This window comes from Pseudomonas sp. HMSC065H01 (assembly GCF_001815235.1).
Taxonomy (GTDB): domain Bacteria; phylum Pseudomonadota; class Gammaproteobacteria; order Pseudomonadales; family Pseudomonadaceae; genus Pseudomonas; species Pseudomonas aeruginosa.
In genome coordinates, this window is record NZ_KV819898.1 from 73327 (window position 1) to 91525 (window position 18199).

At 65.8% G+C, this 18199-nt stretch carries 16 protein-coding genes; 6 read left to right on the forward strand and 10 right to left on the reverse strand.

Features of this window, described 5'->3' with window-relative positions:
- Positions 1–7: 7 nt before the first annotated feature.
- From leuE to grpE, 6 genes are all read right to left on the reverse strand, one after another.
- The gene (gene leuE / locus HMPREF3014_RS18825) at positions 8–658 is read right to left on the reverse strand and encodes a leucine efflux protein LeuE (protein WP_003095208.1); all 651 of its coding nucleotides are present in this window, start codon (positions 656–658) and stop codon (positions 8–10) included.
- 11 nt (positions 659–669) lie between these two features.
- Complete coding sequence (carA, locus tag HMPREF3014_RS18830; protein WP_003095209.1) at positions 670–1806, reverse strand: glutamine-hydrolyzing carbamoyl-phosphate synthase small subunit; 1137 nt, start codon at positions 1804–1806, stop codon at positions 670–672.
- Between the two features lie 182 nt (positions 1807–1988).
- Positions 1989–2795, reverse strand: a complete 807-nt coding sequence (gene dapB, locus HMPREF3014_RS18835) for a 4-hydroxy-tetrahydrodipicolinate reductase (protein WP_003095210.1) — start codon at positions 2793–2795, stop codon at positions 1989–1991.
- A gap of 56 nt (positions 2796–2851) precedes the next feature.
- Positions 2852–3985 carry a molecular chaperone DnaJ gene (dnaJ, locus tag HMPREF3014_RS18840; protein ID WP_003095211.1) on the reverse strand — a complete coding sequence of 378 codons (1134 nt, stop codon included), beginning with the start codon at positions 3983–3985 and terminating at the stop codon, positions 2852–2854.
- A gap of 115 nt (positions 3986–4100) precedes the next feature.
- Positions 4101–6014, reverse strand: coding sequence for a molecular chaperone DnaK (dnaK, locus tag HMPREF3014_RS18845; RefSeq protein WP_003095212.1), 1914 nt, complete (start codon positions 6012–6014; stop codon positions 4101–4103).
- An 89-nt stretch (positions 6015–6103) separates the two neighbouring features.
- A complete protein-coding gene (gene grpE, locus HMPREF3014_RS18850; RefSeq protein ID WP_003095213.1) occupies positions 6104–6664 on the reverse strand; it encodes a nucleotide exchange factor GrpE in 561 nt (186 codons plus the stop codon).
- Between the two features lie 167 nt (positions 6665–6831).
- Here grpE and recN point away from each other — a divergent pair, with 167 nt between their 5' ends.
- Positions 6832–8508, forward strand: a complete 1677-nt coding sequence (recN, locus tag HMPREF3014_RS18855) for a DNA repair protein RecN (RefSeq protein ID WP_003100507.1) — start codon at positions 6832–6834, stop codon at positions 8506–8508.
- Positions 8509–8577: 69 nt separating this feature from the next.
- Here recN and fur read toward each other — a convergent pair whose 3' ends face one another.
- Complete coding sequence (fur, locus tag HMPREF3014_RS18860; protein ID WP_003095216.1) at positions 8578–8982, reverse strand: ferric iron uptake transcriptional regulator; 405 nt, start codon at positions 8980–8982, stop codon at positions 8578–8580.
- A 97-nt stretch (positions 8983–9079) separates the two neighbouring features.
- On the opposite strand from fur, the gene HMPREF3014_RS18865 reads away from it, so the two are divergent.
- Positions 9080–9610 carry an outer membrane protein assembly factor BamE gene (locus tag HMPREF3014_RS18865; RefSeq protein ID WP_003113904.1) on the forward strand — a complete coding sequence of 177 codons (531 nt, stop codon included), beginning with the start codon at positions 9080–9082 and terminating at the stop codon, positions 9608–9610.
- A 67-nt stretch (positions 9611–9677) separates the two neighbouring features.
- On the opposite strand, the gene HMPREF3014_RS18870 is transcribed toward HMPREF3014_RS18865, so the two are convergent.
- Both HMPREF3014_RS18870 and HMPREF3014_RS18875 read right to left on the reverse strand, forming a co-directional pair.
- The gene (locus HMPREF3014_RS18870; RefSeq protein ID WP_003095218.1) at positions 9678–9983 is read right to left on the reverse strand and encodes an RnfH family protein; all 306 of its coding nucleotides are present in this window, start codon (positions 9981–9983) and stop codon (positions 9678–9680) included.
- Complete coding sequence (locus tag HMPREF3014_RS18875; protein ID WP_003100497.1) at positions 9976–10410, reverse strand: type II toxin-antitoxin system RatA family toxin; 435 nt, start codon at positions 10408–10410, stop codon at positions 9976–9978. Before HMPREF3014_RS18875 ends, HMPREF3014_RS18870 begins: the two co-directional genes overlap by 8 nt.
- Positions 10411–10685: 275 nt before the next feature.
- Here HMPREF3014_RS18875 and smpB point away from each other — a divergent pair, with 275 nt between their 5' ends.
- A complete protein-coding gene (gene smpB, locus HMPREF3014_RS18880) occupies positions 10686–11165 on the forward strand; it encodes an SsrA-binding protein SmpB (RefSeq protein WP_003100496.1) in 480 nt (159 codons plus the stop codon).
- Positions 11166–11187: 22 nt separating this feature from the next.
- Here the strand turns inward: smpB and HMPREF3014_RS18885 are convergent, their stop codons facing one another.
- On the reverse strand, positions 11188–11961 hold the full coding sequence (locus HMPREF3014_RS18885) for an FCD domain-containing protein (RefSeq protein WP_003095221.1): 774 nt from the start codon (positions 11959–11961) through the stop codon (positions 11188–11190).
- Positions 11962–12289: 328 nt separating this feature from the next.
- Here HMPREF3014_RS18885 and HMPREF3014_RS18890 point away from each other — a divergent pair, with 328 nt between their 5' ends.
- The 3 genes from HMPREF3014_RS18890 to HMPREF3014_RS18900 all read left to right on the forward strand — a co-directional run bounded on the left by HMPREF3014_RS18890 (position 12290) and on the right by HMPREF3014_RS18900 (position 18155).
- A complete protein-coding gene (locus tag HMPREF3014_RS18890) occupies positions 12290–13972 on the forward strand; it encodes a lactate permease LctP family transporter (RefSeq protein ID WP_015647996.1) in 1683 nt (560 codons plus the stop codon).
- A gap of 154 nt (positions 13973–14126) precedes the next feature.
- Complete coding sequence (gene lldD / locus HMPREF3014_RS18895) at positions 14127–15272, forward strand: FMN-dependent L-lactate dehydrogenase LldD (RefSeq protein ID WP_003100494.1); 1146 nt, start codon at positions 14127–14129, stop codon at positions 15270–15272.
- A 66-nt stretch (positions 15273–15338) separates the two neighbouring features.
- Positions 15339–18155 (forward strand): FAD-binding and (Fe-S)-binding domain-containing protein, encoded by a 2817-nt coding sequence (locus tag HMPREF3014_RS18900; RefSeq protein WP_023087843.1) that lies wholly within the window; start codon positions 15339–15341, stop codon positions 18153–18155.
- The last annotated feature ends 44 nt before the right edge of the window (positions 18156–18199 follow it).

An 18199-nucleotide genomic window follows, 5' to 3' on the forward strand; every position in this document is an offset into this window, starting at 1 on the left:
GCAATAATCAGGACAGGGTTGCGGTGGCCAGCTTCACACCAAAGCCGACGAACAGGGCGCCGACGCCCGAAGTGGCGCCGGCAGCCAACCGTTGCCGCCGGCGGAACCAGGCCGCCAGCCGCACACCGGTGAAAATCAGGAAGCTCAGGTAAAGGGCGCTGACCAGTTCCAGGATCACCGCCAGCACCAGGAACGACAGGCCCGGATAGGCATAGCCGGGATCGACGAACTGGATGAAGAAGGAGATGAAGAACAGGATCGCCTTAGGATTCGACAGGCTGAGCAGCAGCGCCTTGCGGAACGGCTGGTGGACATCCACCTGTTCGGCCTGCGCCGCCGTCGCTTCGGGATTGCGCAGCTTGCGCCAGGCGCCCCGCAGCATGCCGACGCCGAGATAGAACAGGTAGGCCGCACCGAGGTACTTCAGGCCGATGAACAGCATCGGCTCGGCCTTCAGCAGGGACGCCACGCCAAGGGCCGACAGCAGCATCAGCACCGCGTCGCCGAGGAACACGCCGCAGGCGGCCCGGTAGCCGGTCGCCACGCCACGCTGGGCCGAAGTCGCGAGGACGAACAACGAGTTCGGCCCGGGCAACAGGATCACGAAAACCACACCCAGCACGTAGGTCCAGAAATCGGTTATCCCCAGGGTCGGCATGGCTCTGCTCCTCAGCGACGCTCGGCCATCGCCGAGATGAAGCGGTCGAACAGCGGGGCGACGTCATGCGGACCGGGGCTCGCCTCGGGGTGGCCCTGGAAGCTGAAAGCGACCTTGTCGGTGCGCTCGATACCCTGCAGGGTACCGTCGAACAGCGACTTGTGAGTGGCTCGCAGGTTGTCCGGCAAGGTGCTCTCGTCGACCGCGAAACCGTGGTTCTGGCTGGTGATCATCACCACGCCGCTGTCCAGGTCCTGCACCGGGTGGTTGGCGCCGTGGTGGCCGTGGCCCATCTTCAGGGTCTTGGCGCCAGAGGCCAGGGCCAGCAACTGATGGCCGAGGCAGATGCCGAACACCGGGATCTCGGTATCGAGGAATTCGCGGATCGCCTGGATCGCGTAGTCGCACGGTTCGGGGTCGCCGGGGCCGTTGGAAAGGAAGATGCCGTCAGGGTTCAGCGCCAGCACTTCGCTGGCCGGTGTCTGCGCTGGCACCACGGTCAGGCGGCAGCCGCGCGCCACCAGCATGCGCAGGATGTTCAGCTTGACGCCGTAGTCGTAGGCCACCACGTGATACGGCAGTTCACCGGCCGGGATCTCCGGGTGACTGTCGCTTTCCAGGTTCCAGACGCTGGAGCGCCACTCGTAGCGCTCGGCGGTGGTGACCTCCTTGGCCAGGTCCATGCCCTTCAGGCCGGGGAAGGCGCGAGCCAGCTCCAGCGCGCGTTCCTCGGTAGCGTCGGCACCAGCCAGGATGCAGCCGTTCTGCGAACCCTTCTCGCGGAGGATGCGGGTCAGGCGACGGGTATCGATGCCGGCGATGGCGACGGTGCCGTTGGCTTTCAGGTAGTCAGGCAGCGACTGCTTGCTGCGCCAGTTGCTGGCGATCAGCGGCAGGTCGCGAATGATCAGGCCGGCGGCCCAGACACGGTTGGCCTCGGCGTCTTCCGGGGTGGTACCGGTATTGCCGATGTGCGGGTAGGTCAGGGTGACGATCTGCTGGGCGTAGGAAGGATCGGTAAGGATTTCCTGGTAGCCGGTCATGGCGGTGTTGAACACCACCTCGCCAACGGTCTGGCCGTCGGCACCGATGGCTTCACCGCGAAAAATGCTGCCGTCGGCAAGTGCAAGTATGGCTGGCTTAGTCAAGAAGACCTCCCGTAAATCAAGCCTGACTGGTCGCGCAGGTGTAAAAAAGCGGGATGACACCGTGAAGAGTCATCCCGCTTTTTTTCGATTCATGCTGCGCTGCTTTTAGTGGACACACTAAAGCTGTAGTTTACAGAATCGCGACATTCCGGTCCACCAATAAGACGACGTGCGGCAGCGTCTCAGCGTAGACCGAGCACATCCTGCATGTCGTACAGGCCATTCTCTTTGCCCTCCAGCCACAGCGCCGCACGCACCGCGCCACGGGCGAAGGTCATGCGACTGGAAGCCTTGTGGGTGATCTCCACGCGCTCGCCCTCGGCGGCGAACAGCACGGTGTGGTCGCCCACTACGTCGCCGGCGCGCACGGTGGCGAAGCCGATGGTTTCCCGCGCCCGCGCGCCGGTCTGCCCCTCGCGTCCGTAGACCGCCACTTCCTGGAGGTCCCGGCCGAGCGCCTGGGCTACCACCTCGCCCATGCGCAAGGCGGTGCCGGACGGCGCATCGACCTTGTGCCGGTGATGGGCCTCGATGATCTCGATATCCACTTCGTCGCCCAGCACCCGTGCCGCGGTATCCAGAAGCTTCAGGCAAAGGTTCACGCCGACGCTGAAGTTGGCAGCGAAGACGATCGGGATATCCTTCGCCGCCTCGGCCAGCAGCAGCTTCTCGTCGGCGCTGAAGCCGGTGGTGCCGATGACCATCGCCCGGCGCGCCTTGCGGCACTGCTCGATGTTCTTCAGGGTTACGGAGGGATGGGTGAAGTCGATCAGGACGTCGAACTCCTCGCAGACCTTGCCCAGGTCCCCGGACAGCGGCACGCCGATCCGGCCGAGACCGGCCAGCTCGCCGGCGTCCGCCCCCACCAGGGTGCTATCCGGACGATCCACCGCCGCCGTCAGCCCGGCGGCACCGCCGGTCTGCTGAACGGCCTCGATCAGGTTCTTGCCCATGCGCCCGGCGGCGCCCACTACGGCTATACGTCGCATAAAACCACTCCACGCGGAACCCGGACGCGGCTGTCAGGCCGCGCCCATGGCTTTGTTTATAGGTCGTCGAAGAAACGCTTCATGCCTTCGAACCAGCCACTGGCCTTGGGCGAATGCGAGGTGTCGCTCTGCAACGACTTGCGGAACTCCTCGAGCAGCTCGCGCTGGCGCTTGTCCAGGTTCACCGGGGTTTCCACCACCACCTTGCACATCAGGTCGCCGGCGCCGCCGCCGCGCACCGGGGCCACGCCCTTGCCGCGCAGGCGGAACAGCTTGCCGGTCTGGGTGCTTTCCGGAATCTTCAGCTTGACCCGGCCATCCAGGGTCGGCACTTCCAGCTCGCCACCCAACGCAGCGTCGGCGAAACTGATCGGCACTTCGCAGTACAGATGCTTGCCGTCGCGCTGGAAGATCGGGTGCTCGCGCACATTGACCACCACGTACAGGTCGCCCGCCGGACCACCCATGCTGCCGGCCTCGCCTTCGCCGGTGAGGCGGATGCGGTCGCCGGTGTCGACGCCGGCCGGCACCTTCACCGACAGGGTCTTCTGCTCTTCCACGCGCCCCTGCCCATGGCAGGAGCCACAGGGATCGGAAATCATCTTGCCGGTGCCGTGGCAGCGCGGGCAGGTCTGCTGGACCGAGAAGAAGCCCTGCTGCATGCGCACCTGGCCGATACCGCCGCAAGTGGTGCAGGTGACCGGTGTGGTACCGGGCTTGGCGCCGCTGCCGTTGCAGGTCTTGCAACCGACCAGGGTCGGCACGCGGATGGTGACGGTGGTGCCGCGTACCGCCTCCTCCAGGTCGAGGTCCAGGGTGTAGCGCAGGTCCGCGCCGCGCTGCGCGCCGCCGCGCGAGCCACCGCGGGCACCGCCGCCACCGAAGAAATCGCTGAACACATCGCCGAAGATGTCGGAGAAGCTCGCCCCGCCGAAACCGGCGCCAGCGCCCCCACCCATATTCGGATCGACGCCGGCATGGCCGTACTGGTCGTAGGCCGCCCGCTTGCTGGCATCGGAGAGGACCTCGTAGGCCTCGTTGGCCTCCTTGAACTTGTCCTCGGCTTCCTTGTCGCCAGGATTGCGGTCCGGGTGGTATTTCATCGCCAGGCGGCGGTAGGCCTTCTTCAGGTCCGCCTCGCTGGCGCCACGCTCAACCCCCAGAACCTCGTAAAAGTCTCGTTTCGCCATAACCTTTCCGTCTCAATTAAGGACCCTCCAGACACGCCAACGCGGGAGCAGGCTCCCGCGTGGCGGATCATGCGTACCGGCCTGGCCGGCACGCGGGGCAGAAGCAAGCCGGGGCTTACTTGTTGTCCTTGACCTCTTCGAACTCGGCGTCCACCACGTCGTCAGCGGCTTTCGCCTGCTCGCCCTGGGGAGCGTCTTCGCCCTGCTGGGCCTGTTCGGCGTACATCTTCTGCGCCAGCGGGGTGGAAGCCTGGGACAGAGCGTTCATCTTGGCCTCGATCTCGGCCTTGTCGTCGCCCTTCACCGCCGCTTCCAGCTCGCCCAGCGCCTTCTCGATGGTCGCCTTGTCCTCGGCGGTGGCCTTGTCGCCCGCCTCGGTGATCATCTTGCGGGTCGCGTGAACCAGCGCGTCGCCCTGGTTGCGAGCGGCAGCCAGTTCCTCGAACTTGCGGTCCTCCTCGGCGTTCGCCTCGGCATCGCGGACCATCTGCTGGATCTCATCCTCGGACAGGCCGGAGGATGCCTTGATCACGATGGACTGCTGCTTGCCGGTGGCCTTGTCCTTCGCCGAGACGTGCAGGATGCCGTTGGCATCGATATCGAAGGTCACCTCGATCTGCGGCACGCCGCGCGGAGCCGGCGGAATGTCGGCCAGGTCGAACTTGCCCAGCGACTTGTTCTGCGCGGCCTGCTTGCGCTCGCCCTGCAGCACGTGGATGGTCACCGCGCCCTGGTTGTCGTCGGCGGTGGAGAACACCTGCGACTTCTTGGTCGGGATGGTGGTGTTCTTCTCGATCAGACCGGTCATCACGCCGCCCAGGGTCTCGATGCCGAGGGTCAGCGGGGTCACGTCGAGCAGCAGCACGTCCTTCACGTCGCCGGCCAGGACCGCGCCCTGGATGGCGGCACCGACAGCCACGGCTTCGTCCGGGTTGACGTCCTTGCGCGCTTCCTTGCCGAAGAACTCGGCAACGGTCTTCTGTACCAGCGGCATGCGGGTCTGGCCGCCGACCAGGATCACTTCATGGATATCGGAAACATCCAGGCCGGCATCCTTCAGCGCGGTGCGGCACGGCTCGATGGTGCGCTGCACCAGGTCTTCGACCAGGGACTCCAGCTTGGCGCGGGAAACCTTGACGTTCAGGTGCTTCGGACCGCTCGCGTCGGCAGTCACATACGGCAGGTTGACGTCGGTCTGCTGGGTCGAGGACAGCTCGATCTTGGCTTTCTCGGCCGCTTCCTTCAGACGCTGCATGGCCAGCGGGTCGCCCTTCAGGTTGATGCCGCTTTCCTTCTTGAACTCGTCGACGAGGTAGTCGATCAGGCGGATGTCGAAGTCTTCGCCGCCGAGGAAGGTGTCGCCGTTGGTGGCCAGCACTTCGAACTGGTGCTCGCCGTCGACTTCGGCGATCTCGATCACCGACACGTCGAAGGTACCGCCGCCCAGGTCATAGACGATCACGGTGTGGTCGCCCTTGGCCTTGTCCAGGCCATAGGCCAGCGCCGCCGCGGTCGGCTCGTTGATGATCCGCTTGACGTCGAGGCCGGCGATGCGGCCGGCGTCCTTGGTGGCCTGGCGCTGGCTGTCGTTGAAGTAGGCCGGAACGGTGATCACCGCTTCGGTGACCGGCTCGCCGAGGTAGTCTTCGGCGGTCTTCTTCATTTTCTTCAGCACTTCGGCGGAAATCTGCGGAGGCGCCATCTTCTGGCCCTTCACTTCCACCCAGGCGTCGCCGTTGTCGGCCTTGACGATGCTGTACGGCACCATCTGGATGTCTTTCTGAACCACGTTCTCTTCGAAGCGACGGCCGATCAGGCGCTTCACCGCATACAGGGTGTTCTGCGGGTTGGTGACCGCCTGGCGCTTGGCCGGCTGGCCCACCAGGGTTTCGCCATCGTTGGTGTAGGCGATGATCGAGGGGGTGGTACGCGCGCCCTCGGCGTTCTCGATGACCTTGACGTTACCGTTCTCCAGGATAGCCACGCAGGAGTTGGTGGTACCCAGGTCGATGCCAATGATTTTGCCCATATTCACTCTCCAGAAACTTTGATTCCGTGCGACCCGCCCGTGGGTCTCGTGCTCGGTTGACTACCCAGATGGGGTCGTCGCGTCGAATTTCAAGCCTGCTCGTCGATGGACGGCGGGGTTTCCGCCGGCGCCTTGCTGACTACCACCATCGCCGGACGCAGCAGGCGGCCGTTGAGCAGGTAGCCTTTCTGGAACACCTTGAGGACACTGCCCGGCTCGGCCGAAGCGCTTTCCTGCATGGCCATCGCCTGGTGCTGCTCGGGGTTGAAAGGCTCGCCTTCCGGGTTCAGCGCCTCCACCTGGTAGCGGCGCAGGGTGTCGTCGAACATCTTCAGGGTCAGTTCCATCCCTTCGCGCATCGGCTTGATCGCCTCGTCGTTGGGATCGGACATCTCCAGGCCGCGCTCGAGGGTGTCGACCACCGCCAGCAGGTCGCCGGCGAATTTCTCCAGCGCGAACTTGTGCGCCTTCTCGACATCCTGCTCCGCACGCCGGCGTACGTTCTGCAGATCCGCGACCATGCGCAGCGCCTGGTCCTGGGCGGCAGCCAACTGCTCCTCCAGTTCCTGCACGCGGGCGGTCAGGTCCTCGGCGGCGCCGGTGGGCTGCTCGGGGGTCTGTTGATCCAGGGTCTGCTGTTCGTCAGCCATGCCACTCTCCTTCAAAAATAAGCTGGCAAATACAAGGCGAACGCATAAGTTCGCAACGTTGCCGGCTATATGGGGACGGCTTTCCACGGTTCAAGGGGCGAGCGGCAATTGCCAGCCGGAAAAAATACTGTATAAATAACCAGACAAAACCCACGGAGCCGCCCGCCATGCTGGTTCACCTGTCCGTTCACAACTACGCCATCGTCGAGCACCTGGATCTCGAACTCGCTACCGGCATGAGCGTGATCACCGGCGAAACCGGTGCGGGCAAGTCGATCATGCTCGACGCCCTCGGCCTTACCCTCGGCGACCGCGCCGACAGCGGCGCGGTCCGTCCCGGAGCGGACAAGGCCGACATTCTCGCCAGCTTCGACGTCAGCGCCATCGCCGAGGCCCGCGACTGGCTCGCCGAGCGCGACCTGGAACAGGACGGTCCGTGCATCCTGCGCCGGGTGATCACTGCCGAAGGTCGCTCGCGTGCCTACATCAACGGCACGCCCTGCCCGCTGGGCGACCTGAAGAGCCTGGGCGAACTGCTGATCGACATCCATAGCCAGCACGAGCACCAGTCGCTGCTGAAGAGCGAGACCCACCGGCGCCTGCTCGACGAGTATGCCGGCTGCCAGGAGCTGGCGCGCCAGGTGCAGCTCGCCGCGCAACGCTGGAAGCAGACCAGTCAGGAACTCGAACGCCTGTCGCGTAGCGGCGACGAACAGCGCGCCCGCCACCAGTTGCTCAGCTACCAGCTGGAAGAACTGGAAAACCTGTCCCTCGGCGAAAACGAACTGGAAAGCCTGGAGCAGGAGCAGAAGACCCTGAGCAACGCCGAAAGCCTGCTCGCCGCCTGCCGCCAAGTCGTGGAAATGTGCAGCGAGAGCGATGCCGGCAACGTCCTTTCCGCGCTCAATGCCAGCCTCAACCGCCTGACCTCGTTCAGCGGCCAGCCCGCCGCTCTCGGCGAAGCGGTCAACCTGTTGTCCAGCGCGCAGATCCAGGTCGAGGAGGCGATCGGCGAACTGAACCGCTTCGTCGACCACTTCGATGCCGATCCCAATCGCCAGCAGCAGGTCGAGGAGCGCCTGGACGTCATTTACTCTCTGGCGCGCAAGCACCGGGTCCAGCCCGCCGAACTGGCCGACCTGCAGCAGCGCCTGTTCGACGAGCTCGAGGCGCTGAACGCCGACGACGAAGCGGTCGGACGCCTGGGCGACGAGCTGGCCGCCTACGCCCGGCATTACCAGGAAAAAGCCGAAGAACTGAGCCGCCTGCGCCAGGCCGCGGCCGCACCTCTTGCCGCCAGCGTGGAGCAGGAAATGCAGCGCCTGGGCATGCCCGGGGGGCGCTTCGCCATCGTCCTGCATCCCGGCGACAGCGCCGAGCCGCAGGCCAACGGACTGGAAAGCGTGGAGTTCCTGGTCAGCGCCAACCCCGGGCAGCCGCTGAAAGGGCTGGCCAAGGTCGCCTCGGGCGGCGAACTGTCGCGGATCAGCCTGGCGATCCAGGTGATCACGGCACAGACCTCGCGCATCCCCACCCTGGTCTTCGACGAAGTCGACGTCGGCATCGGCGGCCCCACCGCCGAAGTGGTCGGACAGTTGCTGCGCCGCCTCGGCGAACGCGGCCAGGTCCTCACCGTGACCCACTTGCCGCAGGTCGCCGCCCAGGGCCACCAGCACCTGTTCGTGCACAAGGAACGCGGCAGCAGCGAAACCCGTACGGCGGTCGCCACCCTGAACAAGGCCCAACGGATCGAGGAGATCGCCCGCATGCTCGGCGGCGTCGACCTGACCAAGGAATCCCTGGCCCACGCGAAGAAACTGGTCAACCTGGCCGCCCAGAACTGAACGTTCCTTCAATGGAAAATGAAAACGGCGACCCCAGGGTCGCCGTTTTCGCATGGAACCGTTGCGCGACTACTTCTTCTTGCGCACGTAGAGCACCAGATTGTGATCGACCAGCTCGAAGCCGCGCTCGCGGACGATTTCCTTCTGGCGCTTCTCGATTTCCGCATCCATGAACTCGATCACCTCGCCGGTATCGACGCAGACCATGTGGTCGTGGTGGCCGCTATCGGCGAGCTCGAACACGGCATGGCCGCCATCGAAGTTGTGACGCACCACCAGGCCGGCGGCCTCGAACTGGGTCAGCACCCGATAGACGGTTGCCAGGCCCACGTCCTCGCCTGCTTCCATCAGCGCCTTGTACACGTCTTCGGCGCTCATGTGGCGTTGCTCGGCCGAGTCGAGCATCTGCAGGATCTTGACCCGCGGCAGGGTCACTTTAAGGCCGGCTTTTCGAAGTTCGCTATTTTCAACCATGTCTGCTTTCTCAGCGCGGGATGTTTCGCAGTATCCCGGAATACGGGTATGATCGGGCTTTTATTTGCCCAGCCAAGATAGTGGAAGTCGCTCACCGATGCAAAACGCCAAGCTCATGCTGACCTGTCTCGCTTTCGCGGGGCTTGCCGCACTCGCCGGTTGCTCGTTTCCTGGCGTCTATAAAATCGACATCCAGCAAGGCAACGTCGTAACGCAGGACATGATAGACCAGTTGCGTCCCGGAATGACCCGACGCCAAGTGCGGTTTATCATGGGCAACCCGCTCATCGTCGATACCTTCCACGCCAATCGTTGGGACTACCTCTACAGCATCCAGCCGGGCGGCGGTCGTCGCCAGCAGGAGCGCGTCAGCCTGTTCTTCAACGACAGCGACCAGTTGGCCGGCCTGAACGGCGACTTCATGCCCGGCGTCAGCCGCGACGAAGCGATCCTCGGCAAGGAAGGCAGCACCACCGTCACCCAGCCGGCCGACCAGCAGAAACCGGAAGCGCAGAAAGAAGAGCCGCCGAAACCGGGCTCCACCCTGGAACAGCTCCAGCGCGAAGTGGACGAAGCCCAGCCGGTACCGGTTCCGACTCCCGAACCTCTGGACCCCAGCCCGCAATGACGGCTGGCGTTCCACGAAAAAGCCCGGCATTCGCCGGGCTTTTTCATTTCCGCAGGAAACCCCTCGGCTAACCGCCTTCGCGTTCGCTCCGGGCCCGTGCGGCACGCTGCTTGCGCACCTCCTTGGGATCGGCGATCAGCGGGCGGTAGATCTCCACCCGTTCGCCGGCCTCCAGCACTCGCTCCTCCGGGCGTGCCAGGAGCTTGCCGAAGATACCCAGCGGGCAACCTTGCACATCCAGCCCTGGAAAGGCCTCGGCGATGCCGGAGAGCAGCACGGCCTCGCGTGCGCTGGTACCTGCCGGCACGCTCAGGCGCAGTAACGCCTGTCGCTCCGGCAGCGCGTAGACCACCTCGACGGCGATCTCAGCCATAGAGTTGCTTGGCGCGCTGGCAGAACGCGTCGACCATGGTGTTGGCGGCCTGGGTGAACAGCGGCCCGAGGGTCGCCTTGACCAGCGGCCCGGCGTAATCGAAGGTCAGGTCGAGGGTGATCTTGCAGGCCTTCTCGCCAAGCGCCTTGAACTGCCAGACGCCATGCAGTTCGGTGAACGGTCCGTTTTCCAGGTTCATCTCGATGGAAGCTCCCGGCACCAACACGTTGCGGGTGGTGAAGCGCTGGCTGAGGCTACCCTTGGCCACGGTCAGCTCGGCGCGCATCAGGCTTTCGCTCTCCTCCAGGACCTGGCTGGCCGAACACCAGGGCAGGAACTCCGGATAGCGCTTCACGTCGTTCACCAGATCGAACAGCGCGCGGGCGGGATAAGGCAACAGCGCCGAACGCTGGATATGGGTGCTCATAGAACTCTCACTTCTGCTGTCGAGCGGGCGACTCCCCAAGCATAGCCGGCGGGACGGCGGCATCCGCCACGGCGGCGCGCTGCGCCCGTCGACCGGGGCCAGGGTTCGGCAGAAAAAACGCTCAGCGCAGCCTGACGCCACTTGAAGACTTTTCTTACAAAACCTTGGCCAGCGGCCAGGAAAAGAGTGGGCATTGTCCGAAATTCACCTCTATCCCTCAAGCGCGACGCCGCCCCATAGCGGTGAAGCCGGCGACTCCCTATAATGCGCCGCCTATGGCTAAGCAGAAGAAACACCCTTCGGGGACCATCGCGCAGAACAAGAAGGCTCTGCACGACTATTTCATCGAACAACGCTTCGAGGCGGGCGTCGCCCTGGCGGGCTGGGAAGTGAAAAGCCTGCGCGCCGGCAAGGCCCAGTTGGTCGACAGCTACGTGCTGCTCAAGGATGGCGAGGCCTGGCTGCTCGGCAGCCACATCACGCCCCTGACCACCGCCAGCACGCACGTGATCGCCGACCCGGTGCGCACGCGCAAGCTGCTGCTGCACAAGCGCGAACTGGGCAAGCTGTTCGGCGCCGTGCAACAGAAGGGCTACGCCTGCGTCGCCCTGTCGATGTACTGGAAGAAGCACCTGGTCAAGTGCGAGATCGCCCTGGCCAAGGGCAAGAAGGACTTCGACAAGCGCCACACCGAGAAGGAGCGCGACTCCGATCGGGAGATCCAGCGCGCCATGCGCCACGGCAAGGACGACTGAGCGCGTCCCTGCCCGCGCCTCGCTAGTCTTCCTGCACGCTGCGCCGGCGCTGCGAGCGCTTCATCCTGCGCGCCTCTTCCTGGACCTCCGCCAGGACCTCCTGCACATAGTGGATGTGCTGGTTGGACACCTCCCGGGCCAGCTCCGCCTGACCGCTGATGATCGCGTCGTATAGGCGCTGGTGCTGCTCCATCAGTTGCGCGCGGGTTTCCGTGCGCTGCGCGTACATCCCGCCGATATTGGTCACCACGTTGCGCCGCAGCAAGTCGAACAGGCCCTTGATGGTGTGCAGCAGCACGGTGTTGTGGCTGGCCTCGGCGATCGCCAGGTGGAAGCGCGCGTCGGCGGCACCCTCTTCCGCGCTGACCTGGTCGTTGCGCGCATAGCAGGCCTGGAGCGCCTCGAAGGCCTCGGTCAGGCGCTGGTGATCGAGGGAGGTCGCACGCAGCGCCGCGTAGTAGGCACAAGACCCTTCCAGCGTGTGGCGAAACTCCAGCAGGTCGCGCTGGGCCTCCGGGTTACCTTCCAGCAGGTGCAGCAGCGGATCGCTGAAAGTCGCGCCCAGCGATTCGGTCACATAGTTGCCGCCACCCTGGCGGCTGACCAGCAGCCCCTTCGCCACCAGTTTCTGGATCGCCTCGCGCAGCGACGGCCGGGAAACCCCGAACTGCTCGGCAAGCACGCGCTCGGCGGGCAGCCGCTCGCCGGACTTCAGCGTGCCCTCCAGGATCATCGCCTCCAGTTGCGCAACGATGTCATCCGACAGACGGCGCTGCCTGACCTGACCAAATTCCATATCCCGACACCCTTACCCGAAGTTTCGTCGCAAAGCCTCTGCCATGCGCCCAGCGCGAAAAAGAGAGGAAGCGTACCGAGCCGCTCCCCGCACCACAAGCGAGGCGCCACGAGCCCCGCACGAGCATCCTTAGACAAAAGTCGTAGACGGGCAAATTGACACGCCGAACGCTCGACTCTTAACCTGAGCGCTCGCTTTTGTAAATTGGTCTTACCAATTATGCGAGCTTTGCCAGATTCGGCTGCCCAGCGCCCTTGCACACACAGGTCTTGGCGCGTGTCCGATCTGGTCACAGGCAAACCCAACAACAATTAGGGAGCCAACCCCCATGCAAGCCTGGCAACAACTCTATACCCCCCTGGGCAGTCTCGGCCTGTCGGCCGCCGCGGCCGTCATCCCGATCGTGTTCTTCTTCCTCGCCCTGGCGGTATTCCGCCTCAAGGGCCACATCGCCGGCAGCATCACCCTGGCGCTGGCCATCGCGGTGGCCATCTTCGCCTTCCACATGCCCGCCGACATGGCCTTCGCCGCCGCCGGCTACGGCTTCCTCTACGGTCTCTGGCCGATCGCCTGGATCATCGTCGCGGCAGTCTTCCTCTACAAACTGACGGTGAAGAGCGGCCAGTTCGAGGTGATCCGCAGCTCGGTGCTGTCGATTACCGGCGACCAGCGCCTGCAGGTACTGCTGATCGGCTTCTCCTTCGGGGCCTTCCTCGAAGGCGCCGCCGGTTTCGGCGCGCCGGTGGCGATCACCGCCGCCCTGCTCGTCGGCCTCGGCTTCAATCCGCTCTACGCCGCCGGCCTGTGCCTGATCGCCAACACTGCGCCGGTGGCCTTCGGCGCACTGGGCATCCCGATCATCGTCGCCGGCCAGGTGACCGGCATCGACGCCTTCAAGATCGGCGCCATGACCGGCCGCCAACTGCCGTTCCTGTCGATCCTGGTACCGTTCTGGCTGGTGTTCATGATGGACGGCTGGCGCGGCATCCGCGAAACCTGGCCGGCCGCCATCGTCGCCGGCGGCAGCTTCGCCATCACCCAGTACCTGACGTCCAACTTCATCGGCCCGGAGTTGCCGGACATCACCTCGGCACTGGTCAGCCTGGTCTCCCTGACCCTGTTCCTCAAGGTCTGGCAGCCGCAGGGCGCCAGCGAAGCGCTCGCCGCAGGCGGCGGCGCGGCCGTGGCCGGTGGCGGCTTCGGCGGGCAACGCAGCGTCGAACCGTCCGCCTACAGCTTCGGCGAGATCCTCAAGGCCTGGTCGCCGTTCCTGGTGCTCACCGTACTGGTGACCATCTGGACCCTGAAACCTTTCAAGGCCCTGTTCGCCCCGGGCGGCGAGCTCTACTGGCTGGTGTTCAACTTCGCCATCCCGCACCTCGACCAACTGGTGGTCAAGGGCGCACCGATCGCCACCAGCGCCACGCCGATCGCGGCGGTATTCAAGTTCGACCCGATCTCCGCCACCGGCACGGCGATCTTCCTCTCGGCGTTGGTATCGATGTTCATTCTGCGCATCGGAGCGAAAATTGGTATTACCACTTTCAAGGAAGTCCTGGTGGAGCTGAAGTGGCCGATCCTGTCCATCGGCATGGTCCTGGCCTTCGCCTTCGTCACCAACTACTCGGGCATGTCCACCACCCTGGCCCTGGTCCTGGCCGGTACCGGCGCGGCGTTCCCGTTCTTCTCGCCGTTCCTCGGCTGGCTGGGGGTATTCCTGACCGGTTCGGATACGTCCTCCAACGCCCTGTTCAGCTCCCTGCAGTCGACCACCGCGCACCAGATCGGGGTCAGCGACACCCTGCTGGTGGCCGCCAATACCAGCGGCGGCGTGACCGGCAAGATGATCTCCCCGCAATCCATCGCCGTGGCCTGCGCCGCGACCGGGATGGTCGGCAAGGAATCCGACCTGTTCCGCTTCACCCTGAAGCACAGCCTGATCTTCGCCGCGCTGGTCGGACTGATCACCCTGGCCCAGGCATACCTATTCACCGGCATGCTGGTGCACTGACCGCGCCCTGATCGGCCGCGCGTCGGCGATACTGCGCAGGAAATGGCCCGGGGAGGCTCGCCTACGATCGTAGGCCCGGCTCCCTTGGCCATTTCCGCCGTGTCCCGCTCCACTGCGCTCGATGCAAAACCTTTCGACACAACGGAAGAGCCCAATGATCATTTCCGCTTCCACCGACTACCGCGCCGCCGCCCAACGCAAGCTGCCGCCGTTCCTCTTCCACTACATCGACGGCGGCGCCTACGCCGAGTACACCCTGCGCCGCAACGTCGAGGACCTGTCGGCCATCGCCCTGCGCCAGCGGGTGCTGAAGAACATGTCCGAGCTGAGCCTGGAAACCCGCCTGTTCGACGAGACCCTGGCGATGCCGGTGGCGCTCGCCCCGGTCGGTCTCACCGGCATGTACGCCCGCCGCGGCGAGGTCCAGGCGGCGCGCGCGGCGGCGGCGAAGGGCGTGCCCTTCACCCTGTCGACGGTATCGGTGTGCCCGATCGAGGAGGTCGCCCCGGCCATCGACCGGCCGATGTGGTTCCAGCTCTACGTGCTGAAGGACCGCGGCTTCATGCGCAACGCCCTGGAGCGGGCCAAGGCCGCCGGCGTCACCACCCTGGTGTTCACCGTCGACATGCCGGTCCCCGGCGCCCGCTACCGCGACGCCCATTCCGGCATGAGCGGCCCCTACGCCGCGCCGCGCCGCATCCTGCAAGCCATGACCCACCCGGCCTGGGCCTGGGACGTCGGCCTGCTGGGCAAGCCCCACGACCTCGGCAACATTTCCGCCTACCGCGGCAACCCGACCGGACTGGAGGACTACATCGGCTGGCTGGGCGCCAACTTCGACCCGTCGATTTCCTGGAAGGACCTGGAGTGGATCCGCGAGTTCTGGGACGGCCCGATGGTGATCAAGGGCATCCTCGACCCGGAGGATGCCAGGGATGCGGTGAAGTTCGGCGCCGACGGCATCGTCGTCTCCAACCACGGCGGGCGCCAGCTCGACGGCGTGCTGTCCAGCGCCCGCGCGCTGCCGGCGATCGCCGATGCGGTGAAGGGCGAACTGGCGATCCTGGCCGACTCCGGCATCCGCACCGGTCTCGACGTGGTGCGGATGATCGCCCTCGGCGCCGACAGCGTGCTGCTCGGCCGCGCCTTCGTCTACGCCCTGGCCGCCGCCGGCGAGGCCGGGGTGCGCAACCTGCTCGAACTGATCGAAAAGGAAATGCGCGTGGCCATGGTCCTCACCGGGGCCAAGTCGATCGGCGAGATCAGCGCTGACTCGCTGGTCCGCGAACTGGGCGCCTGAGACGCCCACCAGAAAAGCCTGAAAACGCCCGGGGCGTGACCGTCGTCCCAGGGCCGAGGAAAGCCGATGAGCCTGCCGATTCCCTTTCTCGAGACCGTCGAGCGGCTGATACCGCGCGAACGCCGCTTCGACGACCCGCTGTCGACCCTGGCCTTCGGCACCGACGCCAGTTTCTACCGGTTGATTCCCAAGCTGGTGCTGCGCGTCGAAAGCGAGGACGAGGTCGCCGCGATCCTATCCGCCGCCTACCGCGAGCAGGTCCCGGTGACCTTCCGCGCCGCCGGCACCAGCCTCTCCGGCCAGGCCATCAGCGACTCGGTGCTGCTCGTCCTCGGCGACAACTGGAACGGCCGGGAAATCCGCGCCGACGGCGCGCAGATCCGCCTGCAGCCGGGTGTCATCGGCGCCCAGGCGAACGCCTGGCTGGCGCCGTTCGGCCGCAAGATCGGTCCCGACCCGGCCTCGATCAACGCCTGCAAGATCGGCGGCATCGTCGCCAACAACGCCAGCGGCATGTGCTGCGGCACCGCGCAGAACAGCTACCACACCCTCGCCGGCCTGCGCCTGCTGCTGGCCGACGGCACCCGTCTGGACAGCGAGGACCCGGCCAGCGTCGCGGCCTTCCGCGCCAGCCACGGCGAGCTGCTGGAACGGCTCGCCGAACTCGGCCGCGAGACCCGTGCCAACGCCGAACTGGCCGCGAAGATCCGCCACAAGTACCGGCTTAAGAACACCACCGGCCTGTCGCTGAACGCGCTGGTCGACTACGACGAGCCGCTGGACATCCTCACCCACCTGATGGTCGGCTCCGAGGGCACCCTCGGCTTCATCAGCGCGGTGACCTACGACACCGTCCCGGAACACCCGCACAAGGCCTCGGCGCTGCTGGTTTTCCCCACGGTGGAAACCTGCTGCACGGCGGTCGCGGTGCTCAAGCGCCAGCCGGTCTCGGCGGTGGAACTGCTCGATCGGCGCAGCCTGCGCTCGGTTGAGAACATGCAGGGCATGCCGGAATGGGTGAAGAGTCTTTCCGCCGGTGCCTGCGCCCTGCTCATCGAGTCCCGCGCGGCGAGCCGCACGCTGCTGCACGAACAGCTCGGGCGGATCATGGCCTCCATCGCCGAATATCCGCTGGAGAAGCAGGTCGACTTCAGCGAAGACCCGGCGGTCTACAACCAGCTCTGGCGCATCCGCAAGGACACCTTCCCGGCTGTCGGCGCGGTGCGCGAGACCGGCACCACGGTGATCATCGAGGACGTCACCTTCCCCGTCGAACGACTGGCCGAGGGAGTCAACCGCCTGATCGAGCTGTTCGACAAGCACTGCTACGATGAGGCGATCCTCTTCGGCCACGCGCTGGAGGGCAACCTGCACTTCGTCTTCACCCAGGGCTTCGACTCGCCCGAGCAGATCGCCCGCTACTCGGCGTTCATGGACGACGTGGCGCACCTGGTGGCGGTGGAGTACGGCGGCTCACTGAAGGCCGAGCATGGCACCGGACGCAACATGGCGCCGTTCGTCGAACTGGAGTGGGGCGAGGACGCCTATCGCTTGATGTGGCAGCTCAAGCGCCTGCTCGACCCGCGCGGCATCCTCAACCCGGGTGTGGTCCTCAGCGAGGACCCGCAGAGCCACCTGAAGAACCTCAAGCCGCTGCCGGCTGCCGACGAGATCGTCGACAAGTGCATCGAGTGCGGTTTCTGCGAACCGGTCTGCCCGTCGCGCGGACTGACCCTAACGCCACGCCAGCGCATCGTCCTGTGGCGCGACATCCAGGCGAAGAAGCGCGCCGGCGTCGACACCACGGCGCTGGAGCGCGACTACCGCTACCAGGGCATCGACACCTGCGCCGCCACCGGCCTATGCGCCCAGCGCTGTCCTGTGAACATCAACACCGGCGAGCTGATCCGCAAGCTGCGCGGCGCCGACGCCCGCCACGCCGAAGGCGCCACCTGGCTGGCGCGCAACTTTGCCGGAGCCATGCGTGCTGCGCGCTTCGCCCTGCTCGCTGCCGACGGCGCCCGGCGCCTGCTTGGCGCGCCCCTGCTGGCCAGGGCCAGCCGCGGCCTCAGCCAGGCCAGCGGCGGCCGCGTGCCGCAATGGACGCCGGCGCTGCCGCAGCCGGTACGCCTGGCGCCGCCGACCGCCCCGCTCGACGACGAGCGGCCGAGGGTGGTCTATCTCGCCGCCTGCGTCTCGCGTGCCATGGGCCCGGCCTTCGGCGACGAAGAGCGCGAGCCGCTGCTGGACAAGACCCGCCGTCTACTGGAAAAGGCCGGCTACCAGGTGGTGTTCCCGGATAACCTGGACAACCTCTGCTGCGGCCAGCCGTTCGCGTCCAAGGGGTATGCGAAGCAGGCCGACGACAAGCGCGACGAGCTGCTCGCCGCCCTGCTCCAGGCCAGCCGCGGCGGCCTCGACCCGATCTACTGCGACACCAGTCCCTGCACCCTGCGCCTGGTCCAGGGTCTGGACGATCCGCGGCTGCAGATCCACGACCCGGTGAAATTCATCCGCAGTCACCTGCTCGATCGCCTGGAGTTCATCCCGCAGGACAAACCGGTAGCGGTGCACGTCACCTGCAGCACCCAGCACCTCGGCGAGAGCCAGGCGCTGATCGACCTGGTCGGCCGCTGCACCCGCAAGGTGGTGATCCCGGAAGGCATCCACTGCTGCGGCTTCGCCGGCGACAAGGGCTTCACCACGCCGGAACTGAACGCTCACTCCCTGCGCAGCCTGAAGGATGCCGTGCAGTTCTGCGAGGAAGGCGTATCCACCAGCCGTACCTGCGAGATCGGCCTCAGCGAGCACGGCGGGATCGACTACCGCGGGGTGGTCTACCTGGTGGACCGGGTGACGCAGGCGAAGGGCGCGCCTCGGTAGGGCGAATAACCACTCGCGGTTATCCGCCGGGCCATGCTCCGCAG

Excerpts from the sequence above, each read along its gene's own strand:
- recN (WP_003100507.1), top strand. The coding sequence starts at position 6,832 with ATGCTGGTTCACCTGTCCGTTCACAACTACGCCATCGTCGAGCACCTG.
- HMPREF3014_RS18890 (WP_015647996.1), top strand. The coding sequence starts at position 12,290 with ATGCAAGCCTGGCAACAACTCTATACCCCCCTGGGCAGTCTCGGCCTG.
- HMPREF3014_RS18900 (WP_023087843.1), top strand. The coding sequence starts at position 15,339 with ATGAGCCTGCCGATTCCCTTTCTCGAGACCGTCGAGCGGCTGATACCG.
- HMPREF3014_RS18875 (WP_003100497.1), bottom strand. The coding sequence starts at position 10,410 with ATGAGCACCCATATCCAGCGTTCGGCGCTGTTGCCTTATCCCGCCCGC.
- lldD (WP_003100494.1), top strand. The coding sequence starts at position 14,127 with ATGATCATTTCCGCTTCCACCGACTACCGCGCCGCCGCCCAACGCAAG.
- HMPREF3014_RS18870 (WP_003095218.1), bottom strand. The coding sequence starts at position 9,983 with ATGGCTGAGATCGCCGTCGAGGTGGTCTACGCGCTGCCGGAGCGACAG.
- fur (WP_003095216.1), bottom strand. The coding sequence starts at position 8,982 with ATGGTTGAAAATAGCGAACTTCGAAAAGCCGGCCTTAAAGTGACCCTG.
- dapB (WP_003095210.1), bottom strand. The coding sequence starts at position 2,795 with ATGCGACGTATAGCCGTAGTGGGCGCCGCCGGGCGCATGGGCAAGAAC.
- leuE (WP_003095208.1), bottom strand. The coding sequence starts at position 658 with ATGCCGACCCTGGGGATAACCGATTTCTGGACCTACGTGCTGGGTGTG.
- HMPREF3014_RS18865 (WP_003113904.1), top strand. The coding sequence starts at position 9,080 with ATGCAAAACGCCAAGCTCATGCTGACCTGTCTCGCTTTCGCGGGGCTT.
- grpE (WP_003095213.1), bottom strand. The coding sequence starts at position 6,664 with ATGGCTGACGAACAGCAGACCCTGGATCAACAGACCCCCGAGCAGCCC.
- dnaK (WP_003095212.1), bottom strand. The coding sequence starts at position 6,014 with ATGGGCAAAATCATTGGCATCGACCTGGGTACCACCAACTCCTGCGTG.
- HMPREF3014_RS18885 (WP_003095221.1), bottom strand. The coding sequence starts at position 11,961 with ATGGAATTTGGTCAGGTCAGGCAGCGCCGTCTGTCGGATGACATCGTT.
- smpB (WP_003100496.1), top strand. The coding sequence starts at position 10,686 with ATGGCTAAGCAGAAGAAACACCCTTCGGGGACCATCGCGCAGAACAAG.
- dnaJ (WP_003095211.1), bottom strand. The coding sequence starts at position 3,985 with ATGGCGAAACGAGACTTTTACGAGGTTCTGGGGGTTGAGCGTGGCGCC.